Raw genomic sequence first — 13,892 nt, 5'->3', positions numbered from 1 at the left:
AGACAAACCGCAAGATTTGATCTACAAAAATAACAATTATTCCGCTATTGGGCAGAAAGTAAAGATATTCAGTTGATCAATAGCTAAAATCTCATTGTTAACTTCTATCATTTGCTTCGTTGTAACCGCATTAATTTTCTCAAAAACAGTCGCTAACGAATCTATTTTATCATGATCAATCAGGCTTTTTGCCATTGAAATGATTAAACCGATCCTGTTTTCTTCTCCCAAAGCAATTTGTCCGATAAATTTGTTTTTGGCTTTTTGAAGCTGGAAATCATTTAGTGGACGATCTCTAAGCTTTTTGATTTCCCTGAAAATTAAAGATAGTGCTTTAGCCTGTTTTTCTTTATCTGTTCCAAAATAAATAGAAAAGATACCAGTGTCACTCAAAGGTGAAAAATTGGATTCGATGGTGTAAGCAATACCGTATTTCTCCCTGATCTGCAGATTTAATACGGAACTCATTCCATTGCCACCAAAGTAATTATTCAACAGCATTAAGGGCACTTTTTGCGATTGATGTGTGGAATATGCTTGTGTACCCAAAATACAGTGTGCCTGCATAATTGGTTTGTAAATAGTAGTATTGCCTGGGGGGTGTATAGTGGATTTAACCCTCAATCTATTTGGGTTATTCTCTTCAACATCGATAAAATATCTGCTTCCTGTTTTTACGACATGATTTAAAGTATAGTTACCTAAAACAGCCACCACAATTTCGTTGGTACGGTAATTGGCCTTTCTGAAGTTGATTACATCTTCTCTGGTAAAGTGTTGAACGGATTCGGCTGTGCCTAGAATATTATTGCCTAAGGCATGGCCCGCAAAAAGCATATCTTCAAAATCGTCATTAATCGCTTCTTCTGGTTGATCAAGATAAGAAGAAATTTCATCCAGAATGACACTTTTCTCTTTATCCATTTCCTCTTCAGGAAAAGTAGAATGGAAGACAATATCATTAAAAAGATCTAAAGTTCGATCTAAATAAGGATTTAAAAAAGAGGCATGTACGCAGGTATATTCTTTAGTGGTATAAGCATTTAAATCTGCCCCAACGCTTTCCAAGCGATTCAGAATCTGGTTTGTGTTCCGTTTTTCGGTACGCTTGAAAATTAAATGCTCAATAAAATGTGCTAAACCCGCTTTGCCTTCGGGCTCGTCTCGCGATCCTGTATTAACGATGATGCATGCGTGAGATATGGCCGAGGCGGCAGGTACGTGCAATAAGCGAATGCCGTTTGGCAAAGTGTGAACATTGTATTCCATTGAGGGGCAAAGATAAGGCTAATTGCTTATAAAGACCCCGAATCTGGATGTTGCAATTGTAAAGTAGAAATCAATTTATCTTTAGTTGGCCTTTTAAACACCAAAAATATAAAATTGGCTGCCCCAAATATCAGAAAGAATGAATTACGTGTCATAAAAAAGCCAATAATATTGAAGAGTGCCCCGCCTTCCAGTAAAGCTGCGCTAATGATGAATGCGCTTTGATGCATATTGATTTTGACATCGTCAGAGGCCGTTTTATCGATTTTAGCAATTAAATTTCGGTAAAACAAGATACTTGCAGAGAGGGTGATTAATCCCATAACCGGAAATATCGGGTTAAAAGGTGCAGTAGTTTTAGGATTGGCATCAAAAAACATGATTTCGCGGTTCAGAAATATTGTTACCAATGCAAAAAGTAATACGCCCGAGCAAAGTGCCAGATGGACGGTCTGGAGTGTTTTTAGTTTGGTGTTCATTTTGGGGTTTATATAATTTATACTTAAGAAGATTCGGAAGGACGAAGCAATCTTCATGCTAACGGTCCTCGCGATAAAGATTGCTTCGTCGGCTGAAAAAGCCTCCTCGCAATGACGGATTTATGGTAATTATTTCGTTATCCCTTCCAAAGAGAACAAAAATGCCCAGCGTAATGCCACATCTTTTAAATAGTCAAAACGGCCCGATGCACCACCATGGCCAAATTCCATGTTGGTTTTAAGTAGCAGCACATGCTTGTCGGTTTTGGTCGCTCTTAATTTAGCTACCCATTTTGCCGGCTCGAAATATTGTACCTGACTATCGTGTAAGCCTGTAGTAACTAACATATTGGGGTAAGCTTTTTTCTCGATATTTTCATAAGGAGAATAGCTTTTCATATAGTCGTAAGCTGCTTTTTGTTTCGGATTGCCCCATTCATCAAATTCGTTTGTGGTAAGCGGAATGCTTTCATCCAACATGGTATTAACCACATCAACAAAAGGAACATCAGCGATCAGGCCATTCCATAAATTGGGCGCCATATTGGCTACAGCACCCATTAGTAAGCCGCCGGCACTGCCACCATGGCCATATAAATGGCCTTTTGAGGTGTATTTTTGTTCAATCAAATACTCGCCTGCTGCAATAAAATCAGTAAAGGTATTTTTCTTCTTCATCAGTTTTCCATCTTCGTACCATTGTCGGCCCATTTCCTGTCCGCCCCGGATATTGGCAATGGCAAAAACAAAGCCCCGATCCAACAGGCTTAAACGCGGTGAAGAGAAATAAACATCCGAGTTTGAACCATAAGAACCATAACCATAAAGTAACAATGGCGATTCGCCATTCTTTTCAAAGCCCTTTTTGTAAACCAGTGCAATAGGCACTTTGGTGCCGTCTTTAGCGGTTGCAAAAACACGTTCAGTAACATAATCTTTCGGATTATAGCCGCGCAAAACCTCCTGTTGTTTCATGAGTTTCTGATCTTTCTTGATGAGGTTATAATCGTAAACCGAATTGGGTGTAGTTAATGAAGTATAGTTATAACGCAAGGTAGTGCTATTGTATTCAGGGTTCGAGCCAACACCGGCATCATACACGGGTTCGTCAAATTTGATATAATAATCACTTTTGTCTTTTTTTAGTACACGCAACTCAGTTAATCCGTTTTTACGTTCTGATAAAACGGTATAATCTTTGAATTCTTCAACACTTTCCAATAAAACATCTGTACGGTGTGGGATTACTTCTTTCCAGTTTTCTTTTTCGGTTTTATCGAGCGGACATTCCATTAGACGGAAATTTTTAGCATTCCAGTTGGTTAAGATCAGAAACTTATCGTCAACCGGCATGACATCATATAGTACATCTTTTGAGCGGGCTGCAAAAACCTTAAAGGCACTTTCAGGATGGTCGGCATCAATCATTTTATATTCAGCAGTTAAAGTTCCCTGTGAAGCGATGAAGATGTATCTGCCATTTTTTGATTTGCCTACCCCGATATAGTTGGTGTTATCTTTCTCATCGTAAACCACTACATCCTTTTTGGCATCAGTGCCGAGAACGTGTTTTTTAATTTTTTCACTCAACAGTGTAACCGGGTTTTTTGAGGTATAAAAGAATGTTCTATTATCATTGGCCCAAGCCACGCCACCTTCTGTATTGGTGATGGCATCTTTTAAAATTTCTCCGGTTTCTAAATTCTTAACGTTAATAGTGTACTGTCTGCGCGAAACCTGATCGACCCCAAAAGCTAAAAGTTTATTATCGGGACTCACACTAAATCCGGTTGCGCTGTAATAAGAATGGCCTTTGGCCAGTTGATCTACATCCAGCAAAATTTCTTCGGGAGCCGATAAACTTCCTTTTTTACGGCAATATTTAAAATATTGCTGCCCATCTTCTGTACGGGAGTAATAATAGTACCCATTTTTAAAAACCGGAACGGATTCGTCTTTTTCTTTAATCCGGCCTTTCATTTCCTTAAACAGGTCGGCCTGAAACTTTTCGGTGCTTTTCATCATGGTATCCAGATAAGCATTTTCTGCTTTCAGGTAATTCACGACTTTAGTGCTGTCGGGACCTTTTTTGAAATAATCGATCATCCAATAGTAGTTATCTACTACGGTATCGCCATGTATTACTCTTTTATGTGGAATAATTTCTGCTACCGGAGCTTTGACATCAGGCCATTTTATTGCTTTCATTTCTTTCTTTTCAGGATGGTTACAGGCCGTAATTGCACTAAGCAATATCAGGCTGGGTAAGATACGTTTCATAGTGGTTTGATTTAGGATCAATTGCAATTTAATGAAATAGTTTATGAGTTCAATAGTCATTAGTTTATTAGTGGTTAACCGGTTAATCGTTTAACTATGTTAGTCGCATGGACTTCTCACCTTGGTCATCAGACTTCGGACTCATAAGTTGATCAACGTCAAACGCTTAATGCTAAACGCAAAACCCAATTATCATTTTCGCAAAAATCCATCAAGCCTATAGATAATCATCCGAATTAGAAAAATTGATGTTAAATTGCCACATCAAATTGCTTTAAAATAATAATGAAATTAGGGTACAAGAAGATAGTCGTTAAAGTTGGGTCGAATGTCATTACGAAGGCGAATGGTTTGCCTGATGAAGCGCGGATTAATCACCTCGTAAATCAGTTGGCAGCTATTAAAAAGCAGGGCATTGAAGTAATTTTAGTGTCTTCAGGTGCGGTAGCATCAGGCAGAAGTTTAATCAAAGTATCCGAAAAACAAGATGCCGTAACTACCCGACAATTATTGGCGGCCATCGGACAGGTGAAGCTGATCAATATCTATGCTAATTTCTTTGCTACGCACCATATACAGTGTGCGCAGGTTTTAGTTACCAAGGAAGATTTCCGTGACCGGGCCCATTACCTGAACATGAAAAACTGCCTGCAGATTTTGTTGCAGAACGAAGTAATACCTGTAGTGAATGAAAATGATGTAGTTTCGGTTACGGAGCTGATGTTTACCGATAACGATGAATTGGCCGGACTGATTGCCTCCATGTTAAATGCTGATGCGTTGATTATCTTATCAAATGTGAATGGCATTTATAATGGCGATCCGAAAGTAGAAGGCTCGGCTGTTATTGAGGAAATCAATGGTTCGGCTGCTAATCTGGCTTCTTTTATTCAAACGGGAAAATCGCAGTTTGGCCGGGGTGGAATGATCACCAAATCGACCATGGCACAGAAAGTGGCTAAATTGGGCATAACGGTTCATATTGCCAATGGAACCAGGGATGATGTATTGATTTCTCTCTTAAACAGCGAACTTATACATACACGCTTTGTTCCGGAGAAAAGCAAATCAGGTAAGAAAAAGTGGATTGCCCATTCAGAAACCGCGGCAACCGGTGTGGTAAAACTTAATGACGGGGCTAAAACAGTATTAACTTCTGGCAAAGCAACCAGTCTATTGCCGATTGGAATTGTTGAAATACAAACAGACTTTTTAAAAGGTGATATCATTAAAATTATCGATGAACAGCATAATCTGATTGGTTTGGGGATAGCCGAATACGGATCGGATAAGGCCAGAGAGCGCATTGGCCAGAAAAAGCAAAAAGCGCTGGTGCATTACGATTACTTTTATTCGGCTATTTAATGGGCTTACCGAAAAGAACGCGGAGTGATGCACAAAGATAAGGTAAACCAAGTTATAAACATGCAATTGACTTTGCGTCCTCTGTTAAAAACTTAATGCTCTTTGCGGTTAATAATTAGACATGAATTACAAACAATACTTCGAAAAAGCAAAGCAGGCCAGTCGTACTTTGATCAGCTTGAGCAAAGCAGTCACAGACGCTGTTTTAAACGACCTCGCGCAGGCTTTAGTGGTAAATACGGACGAAATTCTCGGCGCAAATGCAAAGGATTTAGCTAAAATGCCCACTGAAGATCCTAAATACGATAGATTAAAATTAAGCGCAGCTCGTATTGCCGATATGGCAAACGATCTCAGAAATGTTGCAGGTTTAAATAGTCCTTTGGGTAAAGTTCTTTCTGATAAAATATTGGATAACCAGCTTCATATCCAAAAAGTATGTGTGCCTTTGGGCGTGGTGGGTGTAATTTATGAAGCCCGTCCAAATGTTACCGCTGATGTATTTTCGCTTTGTTTTAAAACCGGAAATGTTGCAATACTGAAAGGCGGCAGTGATGCTGAGTTTTCTAATCTGGCCATTGAAAGGGTAATACATGAGGTATTGGATAGATATCAAATCAATCGTGATGTTTTAACCTTACTGCCTGCGGAAAGGGCAGCTACCGAGGCTTTATTACGTGCCAGGGGTTTTGTAGATGTCCTGATTCCGAGGGGAAGCCAATCATTGATTAATTATGTTCGCGAAAACAGTAAAATACCTGTTATTGAAACCGGAGCAGGAATAGTGCATACCTATTTTGACGAAACTGGCAATCTGGAGAAAGGTAAGGCGATTATTTTTAATGCTAAAACCAGAAGGGTAAGCGTTTGTAACTCATTAGACTGTTTGCTGGTAAACGAAAACAGATTAAATGATCTGCCTGCGCTTTTATCTCCTTTAGCTGATGGAAATGTAACGTTGTTTGCAGATGAAAAATGTTATAAAGTATTAAAATCTTCCTATCCGGCCCACTTATTGAACCAAGCCACACCTGAACATTTTGGAACAGAGTTTTTATCATTAAAGCTAGCTGTTAAAGTGGTAACGGATTTGGCCGAGGCATTAAACCACATTGCTGATTATAGTTCTAAGCATAGTGAAGCTATCATTTCTGAAGATGCTACAAATGTCGCTCAGTTTTTAAATGAAGTAGATGCCGCTGCGGTTTATGCCAATGCCTCAACAGGTTTTACCGATGGTGCACAGTTTGGTCTTGGAGCTGAAATCGGGATCAGTACCCAAAAACTTCATGCCCGGGGACCAATGGGATTAGAAGAATTAACCAGTTATAAGTGGGTAGTAAGGGGTGATGGGCAAGTGAGGGGATAGTGATGGAAGATGTAAGAGGGATGATGATGTTTGAAATCCATAGCAATATTGTCATTCTGAGCACAGCGAAGAATCTGCAAACTATGGAAAACTGCCAATGAATTTTTCGCTGTGCTACCATTGACAAAATCCAATAGTGTGGTCGTCATTCTCGCGCATGCGGGAACCACGAAGTGCTCAGCGAAGCTAATCTTAATGCAAGTGCTTTAAGATTCCCAATCAAGTTGGGAATGACGATTTCTTTAGGAATATCTATTAAAATTCTTATTACTCATATTGATTTTTATAATATAAATTATCCCCTTAGGATGACGGCGTAGTATTAAAGTTCAAAGGTTTCTCCCCGTTCAGGTACCTCTACATTAAAACCGTCTCCCTGCAATGCCAGGGATAAACTTTGCAGGCTTTTATCTTCACCATGAACCAGGAAAACCTTTTTGGGTTGGCCTGTTTGTTTAATTGTTTTTACTAAATCATTATGATCGCCATGGCCACTAAGTAGGTCTGTTTGGCGGATAGTGGCATAAACCATCATTTCACGGTCTTTAATTCGCACGATCGGCGCTCCGCTTAATAACTTATACCCTAGCGTTCCCTTTGCACAATAACCAATAAAAAGAATGGTGCAATAATAGTTCTGAATATTATAATATAAATGATCCTGAATCCTTCCACCTTCCAGCATGCCTGCTGAGGAAATAATGATGCAGGGATCGAAATAATTGGAAACATCTTTACTTTCCTTCATGGTTTGAACGTAAGCCAGGTGCTCAAATTCAAATTCGTCACCCATGGTTTGGTAAAAATCTTTTGCCTCCTGGTTCACCAGGTTATGGTGTTTACGATAAACTTCAGTAGCCTGAATGGCCATCGGACTATCTACAAAGATCTGAATCGGCGGTAAGAGTTTTTTGGTGAATATCTGGTTTAAGGCAAATACCAGCGATTGTGTACGGCCGATACTAAATGCCGGAATAATTAGCCTGCCTGGACTTTTGATACAAGCTTCGGTAATTTCCTGAACCAGGCGTTCTTCCAGTGTTTGATCTTTGGTATGTATTCTTCCTCCATAAGTTGCTTCACTTACTATATAATCTACCTCAGGCAAAGGCTCCGGATTAACCAACACCGGGTAGTTTTCTCTACCGATATCACCTGTAAAAGCTATTTTCTTTTCTACGCCCTCATCGTTTATCGTTAAAACGGCTGCTGCTGCACCCAGTAAATGGCCAACCGGCACAAAGGTTAAGCTAATATCGCCATTAATCTTAAACGGTTTGTTAAATGCAATGGTTACAAACCGATCAATGGTATCCATTACATGTTTATGGAGGTATAACGGCTTTGGTCCGCTAAAATTGCCACGTTTGGTACGTGGTTTTCGGCCTGCTTTTCTTAAAAAGAGTTCAACGGAATCGAATAACAATATCGAGGTAAGATCGGCAGTTGGCGGTGTACAAAGAACCTGTCCCTCAAAACCCATTCGAACCAGTGTTGGTAAGTTACCAGAGTGATCGATATGGGCATGGGTTAAAATTACCAGGTTAATATTCGCCGGATCAAAGGGAAATTGTTGATTTTCTTCCTGGTAGGTTTCTTTCTCATAATCTAATCCACAGTCGATCAGTACTTTATAATGTCCAATTTCGAGCAGGTGCATACTGCCGGTTACCTGTTGCGCTGCGCCCCAAAACGTTAACTTCATCTTCTTATCTATCGCGTAAAATCTTTAGCCGTAAAGTAGTATAAATGATGGGATTTTTAAACAATCGGACGTAATTTTTTAATTATCGAATACCTCAGCGGTCACCGAAAAAGAATACAGCGTAAATAGTAATTGTTTTATGATGAAAGTCAGATCGCTGCCTTTCCTGAATTTGCATTTATTTATAGTTGATTAACTTTTCTGAATTTAAGGCTATTTGATATCTCGCTTTTTGCCTCTTCAGAAAAATCAGCTAAATCAGCTGTAGTAATGGTTTTATCTGTAAGCATAGCAATTATAGTATCAAAAAACCACGAATTTCTAAGCCCGTCATATCTTCTGGCGATATGCTTATCGAAATCTTTTACAGCTGTAAAAATTTTATAATAATCGTCTCTGTTATCTTCAGGCTGTTGTGTTTTCCATTGGTCTAAAATTTCGGAAAAAATCTGCATTTCCTTTTTTAGTTCCCGTTGTAAAGTGACTTCAAATAATTTTCGGGCAACTTTATTGGCTGCTTTTGAAAAATCCATAGGTTACAAATTTTATTAGCATAAAGCTAGCAAAGTCTGGCGTATGGCCTGGTTATCTCAACAAAAAGATTTTTATCTTTGAAGAAAAACATCCATTATGCAAGAACCATTTGATATAGAGATAGGACCAATCAATTATTCAGTTTTCCCGGAAGGAAATGATTCATATACCATTTTTAAAGAGGGAAAAGAATACATTCAGATCCAGAAAGATACCTCATCTATCTGGTTAAAAATGGACTATAAAACTGAACTTCCGATTTTTGAGGAAGACGAAGAAGTGAATGCAATTGGACAGGCAATTGAAAATTATGTACCTGAACCTGAAGACGAGGAGGAAAACGAACTATAATCAATAGTCTTTAACTAAAACTGGCCGATTAAAAACAAAGCCCGATTAAAAATCGGGCTCAAATTAAATTGTTTTTTATTATTACCTGGTACAGTCTGCAGTCCAGAATTGACTGTCTTTAGCTACCCTGATGGTAAGGTTGCTGGCGTCAATGCTGATGCCTGTAAGTCCAGAACCTACACTCACATAGCTGTTATCGCCTTTCTTTTCGAATTTCACACCGGTAATATCCGGAATGTTGTTACCAAAATAAAAATTATAAGTTTCGCCAACTTTGCTCACGGTTACTTTTCCATCGCTGCTGGTAATTGTATTTTGGCCACTGCGGTAAGAAACAGATCCTTTGTACGTGCCCACAAAGAAATCGCGATCTGCTGGATCGGTATCTTTTTTACACGATACCATTACGGTTAATGCTATTAAAAGCATGCTGAAAATCTGAACTGTCTTTTTCATCTCTTTCACTTTTTAATTTTAAATAGGTTATAAATGTAACAGTGCTATGACAATGACTATGCCAAAGAAAAAATGTGATCTGTTGGTCAGATGTATTTTCGGAAGTGAGTGTTAATTGAATTTATGAGTCAAGTTTCTCAATTTCAGTTACTTATTTATAGTCAGTTCTTATGATTCAAGCTGTCTAAATGGATTTTATTTTAGCAGCATTCTTTTTTGTTTGGTCAAAAACTGTTCAGTTTAGAAGAACTTGTTCAACCTGGCGAAAATGAGAACAAGAATATATTATTCGTTTATTGCCGATGTGGATAAGTCTACCCAGCTAATACTTCATGACACCGGAATGGCAGTATCTATGTTGAAAATAAATTTTGCGCTGTAAATCACCGCGTAACTATAGAAAACCTGCATGGTTGAGGTAAGTATCTACACTATGTTCATGACGATAAGTCCATCGTCTGCATTGCTTTCACTGTTTTTATTCAAGATTTTATCTCTTTTAGATGTCATGTCTGACAATTTGGGTAATATCCGGGTGGTTTAAGATAGGATTGTGCTTTGTAACCTATAATTTTCTCGCTAAAATTAGATCATCAATGATTTATTGTTTAAAAGCCTAAATAAATTGGCGGCAATTGCAAGAAAAAACGTACAGTAACATAACACTTTTGGTTAAATGACATCTTTCAAGAAAAAATGGTTGGTTATAATTTGCTCCCTGATTTCTTTTCCTTCCCTTTCACAATTCTTTAGGTGGATTAGAAATAGCCATCGGTATTTATTGGAGCCAAAGAAGTTTCGTAACAAACAAGCTGAATTTAGAGACATGGTAATTACACGAAAACAATTCCTTTTCTATGTGCTTTTTCTGGTACTTATCGGCAACCGACCGGTGATGGCGCAAAAACCATACTGGCTGGACGAAACTGTTAGTGAAGTGAACAGGATGCCAATGCATGCTTCATATTTTGTTTTTAAAGATGAGAAACAAGCCCAAATTAGGGATTGGAAATCCGCGGCTAATTACAAAAGTCTAAATGGAGACTGGAAATTTTATTGGGTAGAAAAGCCTGCGGATCTTCCATCAGGCTTTGAAGCGGCTAAGTTTGATGACAGCAAATGGAAAAACTTCAAAGTACCGGGAAACTGGGAGCTGAATGGTTATGGTTTTCCGATCTATACAACAGATGGTTTCGAATTCGCCTATTTAATGAATAAAAAAGTAAGTCCACCCATAGTTCCATTGAATTTTGATCCTACGGCAGTATACCGCAGAAACATAGAAATTCCTGATAACTGGAAGGAGAAGCAGGTTATTTTGCATATTGGGGCAGCAAAATCCAATTTGTCGGTATGGGTAAACGGCCGATTCGTGGGCTATGGAGAAGACAGTAAACTACCGTCTGAATTCGACCTGAGCCCTTATCTGCATCCCGGGAAGAATTTGATTGTTTTAAAAGTCATGAGATGGTGTGATGGTAATTATATTGAAGATCAGGACATGTGGCGAATCAGCGGCATTACCAGAGATTGCTATTTGCTGGCCCGAAATAAGGTTCACCTTTATGATATAGAAGCAATTCCTGATCTTGACAGTTCCTATACAGATGGCGCTCTGAATTTAAAATTAAAGCTGAATAAAGTGCCAAAACAGAATTATAGTGCAACACTTAGCCTAAAAGAAGGGAATCATATCGTTCAACAAAACCAGGTCCGGTTCAATAATTCATCCGCTGTCAGCTATAAAATGAATATCAGGGCACCGAAATTATGGACCGCGGAGTCACCGGCCTTATATGATTTATTCATTACCTTAAAAGATGAGCAAGGCAAAGTTATGGAGGTCATTCCACAACGGATTGGTTTTCGCAAAATCGAAATCAGGAAGGGTTTATTTCTGGTTAACGGAAAGCCGGTACTGATTAAAGGAGTGAACAGGCATGAGACCGATCCGAAAACTGGCCATGTAATTTCACGGGAGGCCATGATCAAAGATATTCAGCTGATGAAGAAGTTCAATATTAATGCGGTAAGGACAAGCCATTACCCTAATGATGAAGCCTGGCTTAACCTCTGCGATGAATATGGCCTTTATGTAGTTGGAGAAGCAAATATTGAATCTCATGGCATGGGATACGACATTACTAAAACCATGGCCAATCGTCCAACCTGGGCCGCTGCACATTTACTGCGTTGCCAGCGAATGGTAGAACGTGATAAGAACCATCCTTCGATCGTGATTTGGAGCATGGGTAATGAAGCCGGTAATGGCTACAACTTTTATTCCTGTTATTTATGGATGAAAGGCCGGGATCACAGCAGACCGGTACAGTACGAACGTGCCGTGGCAGACTATAAAACATTTTCTTATGAATGGAATTCAGACATCATTTGTCCCATGTACCCCACACCAGAAGCCATGCTCGATTATGCAAAAAATAATCCTGCACCACTCCGGCCTTTCATTATGTGTGAATACGCGCATGCGATGGGCAACTCATTAGGTAATTTTACCGATTACTGGGACATCATCAGAAACCATCAAAAAGTATTTCAGGGCGGGTTCATCTGGGACTTTGTAGATCAATGTTTTCAGCGTGTCAACGCTAAAGGCGATACCGTATATACCTATGGAGGAGATTATGAGCCTAAAGAAGCCATTACGGATTGGAACTACGCGGCGAAGGGCTTGTTTTATGCCAACCGGACACCGTACCCCCATGCTCAGGAAGTGAAAAAAGTATACCAGGATATTCATTCGAAGTTGATAGCGGAGCACAAGATTGAAGTATACAATGAGAAATTCTTTACCGGTCTGGGTAACATCAGGCTGGACTGGGAGCTTTTAGAGAATGGAGTAAAGGTACAGTCAGGTCAGGTCAATGAATTAAACGTTGGCCCACAGGAAAAGAGAATCCTGGACTTGAATTATCAAAATAAATTTTCAGGAGAAGTATTTCTAAACCTGACTTACCGGTTAAAATCTGCTGAGCCACTTGTTCCGGCAGGATATATTATCGCAACAGAACAAATTCCCTTAGGAGGAAACTATAAGAACGATCTGCAGCTCAAAAGTGCAGGATCAATTCATATTAAAGAAAAAGAAAACCAAATCATTCTGAGTTCTGCCAATTCAGAAATTGTTTTTGGTAAACTACAGGGCTGGATGTTAAATTATAAGGTGAATGGTTTGGAAATGCTTGACCCAAAATATGGATTTAGACCTAATTTCTGGCGTGCGCCTAACGATAATGATTTTGGGGCCGGTTTACAGCTGAAACTCAAGAACTGGAAAAGTGCGGTTTCAAATGCCAGGTTAATTGATTTAAACACGGCACTAAAAAATGATATTGCCTACGTGTATGTGCAATATGAACTTCCGGATGTATTTGCCAGGTTGAACCTGACCTATGCCTTAAATGCGGATGGGCAACTGCTGGTGCAGCAGTCTATGACAGTAGATACCGCGCAAAAAATTGACATCCTGCCGCGTTTTGGGATGCAGTGGATAATGCCCAAAGGTTTTGAAAAAATTGAATATTATGGTCGTGGCCCTCATGAAAACTATCAGGATAGATTTTACAGTGCGCATGTCGGGCTTTATAAGCAAACCGTAGATGAGCAATTTTTCCCGTATGTTACTCCGCAGGAAACAGGAAATAAAACGGATGTCAGGTGGTTCCAGATTACAAATGCTGCCGGAAAGGGCTTGGTCATAAGCTCGGCAGACAATTTAAGTATGAGCGCGCTTCATTATTTTGACAGTGATCTGGATGATGGTGAAAAACGTCATCAACGGCATGCGACAGACCTCAGTCCACGTCCTGAAACACAGCTGAATATTGATTTCAAACAAATGGGCGTGGGTGGGATAGATAGCTGGAAGTCAAGGCCGCTCCATCAATATCAGCTTCCTTATGGAAACTATAATTTCAGTTTTATGGTAAAGCCAATCAAATAAAAAGAGGCCCATGATGAATAATATAACATCATGCGGATCTAGGTCATTTGGAAGTTTAGACTGAAATTCAAATATTTTAATTCGCTGTTTGAATAGGTGGTTGCGGTGAACATAAAATGTGTT

Annotated in this window: 10 protein-coding genes; 4 read left to right on the top strand and 6 right to left on the bottom strand. The window is 39.3% G+C overall.

The window, feature by feature from the left end; all coding sequences use genetic code 11:
• Positions 1-36 precede the first annotated feature (36 nt).
• From ACK1I8_RS18190 to ACK1I8_RS18180, 3 genes are all read right to left on the bottom strand, one after another.
• Positions 37-1,269 carry a M16 family metallopeptidase gene (locus ACK1I8_RS18190; RefSeq protein ID WP_412466711.1) on the bottom strand — a complete coding sequence of 411 codons (1,233 nt, stop codon included), beginning with the start codon at positions 1,267-1,269 and terminating at the stop codon, positions 37-39.
• A 26-nt stretch (positions 1,270-1,295) separates the two neighbouring features.
• Positions 1,296-1,748, bottom strand: a complete 453-nt coding sequence (locus tag ACK1I8_RS18185; RefSeq protein WP_412466710.1) for a hypothetical protein — start codon at positions 1,746-1,748, stop codon at positions 1,296-1,298.
• A gap of 129 nt (positions 1,749-1,877) precedes the next feature.
• The gene (locus ACK1I8_RS18180) at positions 1,878-4,028 is read right to left on the bottom strand and encodes a S9 family peptidase (RefSeq protein ID WP_412466709.1); all 2,151 of its coding nucleotides are present in this window, start codon (positions 4,026-4,028) and stop codon (positions 1,878-1,880) included.
• A gap of 285 nt (positions 4,029-4,313) precedes the next feature.
• On the opposite strand from ACK1I8_RS18180, the gene proB reads away from it, so the two are divergent.
• Both proB and ACK1I8_RS18170 read left to right on the top strand, forming a co-directional pair.
• Positions 4,314-5,393, top strand: coding sequence for a glutamate 5-kinase (gene proB / locus ACK1I8_RS18175; RefSeq protein WP_412466708.1), 1,080 nt, complete (start codon positions 4,314-4,316; stop codon positions 5,391-5,393).
• Positions 5,394-5,514: 121 nt separating this feature from the next.
• A complete protein-coding gene (locus ACK1I8_RS18170; RefSeq protein ID WP_412466707.1) occupies positions 5,515-6,762 on the top strand; it encodes a glutamate-5-semialdehyde dehydrogenase in 1,248 nt (415 codons plus the stop codon).
• Positions 6,763-7,084: 322 nt separating this feature from the next.
• Here the strand turns inward: ACK1I8_RS18170 and ACK1I8_RS18165 are convergent, their stop codons facing one another.
• Entirely contained in the window at positions 7,085-8,467 is a 1,383-nt protein-coding gene (locus ACK1I8_RS18165; RefSeq protein WP_412466706.1) for an MBL fold metallo-hydrolase, read from the bottom strand.
• 182 nt (positions 8,468-8,649) lie between these two features.
• Entirely contained in the window at positions 8,650-9,000 is a 351-nt protein-coding gene (locus ACK1I8_RS18160; RefSeq protein ID WP_412466705.1) for a hypothetical protein, read from the bottom strand.
• Positions 9,001-9,097: 97 nt separating this feature from the next.
• On the opposite strand from ACK1I8_RS18160, the gene ACK1I8_RS18155 reads away from it, so the two are divergent.
• Positions 9,098-9,352, top strand: a complete 255-nt coding sequence (locus tag ACK1I8_RS18155; RefSeq protein ID WP_412466704.1) for a hypothetical protein — start codon at positions 9,098-9,100, stop codon at positions 9,350-9,352.
• An 81-nt stretch (positions 9,353-9,433) separates the two neighbouring features.
• Here the strand turns inward: ACK1I8_RS18155 and ACK1I8_RS18150 are convergent, their stop codons facing one another.
• Positions 9,434-9,808, bottom strand: coding sequence for a hypothetical protein (locus ACK1I8_RS18150; RefSeq protein WP_412466703.1), 375 nt, complete (start codon positions 9,806-9,808; stop codon positions 9,434-9,436).
• Positions 9,809-10,634: 826 nt separating this feature from the next.
• Here ACK1I8_RS18150 and ACK1I8_RS18145 point away from each other — a divergent pair.
• A complete protein-coding gene (locus tag ACK1I8_RS18145) occupies positions 10,635-13,769 on the top strand; it encodes a glycoside hydrolase family 2 TIM barrel-domain containing protein (protein ID WP_412466702.1) in 3,135 nt (1,044 codons plus the stop codon).
• The last annotated feature ends 123 nt before the right edge of the window (positions 13,770-13,892 follow it).

It is taken from the genome of Pedobacter sp. KLB.chiD (genome assembly GCF_047040275.1).
Taxonomy (GTDB): domain Bacteria; phylum Bacteroidota; class Bacteroidia; order Sphingobacteriales; family Sphingobacteriaceae; genus Pedobacter.
This window is presented reverse-complemented; position numbering and strand designations above follow the sequence as displayed.

What these genes read in the sequence shown, in the direction of transcription:
- ACK1I8_RS18165 (WP_412466706.1), bottom strand. Translation starts at nt 8,467, where the DNA reads ATGAAGTTAACGTTTTGGGGCGCAGCGCAACAGGTAACCGGCAGTATG.
- ACK1I8_RS18150 (WP_412466703.1), bottom strand. Translation starts at nt 9,808, where the DNA reads ATGAAAAAGACAGTTCAGATTTTCAGCATGCTTTTAATAGCATTAACC.
- proB (WP_412466708.1), top strand. Translation starts at nt 4,314, where the DNA reads ATGAAATTAGGGTACAAGAAGATAGTCGTTAAAGTTGGGTCGAATGTC.
- ACK1I8_RS18190 (WP_412466711.1), bottom strand. Translation starts at nt 1,269, where the DNA reads ATGGAATACAATGTTCACACTTTGCCAAACGGCATTCGCTTATTGCAC.
- ACK1I8_RS18155 (WP_412466704.1), top strand. Translation starts at nt 9,098, where the DNA reads ATGCAAGAACCATTTGATATAGAGATAGGACCAATCAATTATTCAGTT.
- ACK1I8_RS18170 (WP_412466707.1), top strand. Translation starts at nt 5,515, where the DNA reads ATGAATTACAAACAATACTTCGAAAAAGCAAAGCAGGCCAGTCGTACT.
- ACK1I8_RS18185 (WP_412466710.1), bottom strand. Translation starts at nt 1,748, where the DNA reads ATGAACACCAAACTAAAAACACTCCAGACCGTCCATCTGGCACTTTGC.
- ACK1I8_RS18160 (WP_412466705.1), bottom strand. Translation starts at nt 9,000, where the DNA reads ATGGATTTTTCAAAAGCAGCCAATAAAGTTGCCCGAAAATTATTTGAA.
- ACK1I8_RS18145 (WP_412466702.1), top strand. Translation starts at nt 10,635, where the DNA reads ATGGTAATTACACGAAAACAATTCCTTTTCTATGTGCTTTTTCTGGTA.
- ACK1I8_RS18180 (WP_412466709.1), bottom strand. Translation starts at nt 4,028, where the DNA reads ATGAAACGTATCTTACCCAGCCTGATATTGCTTAGTGCAATTACGGCC.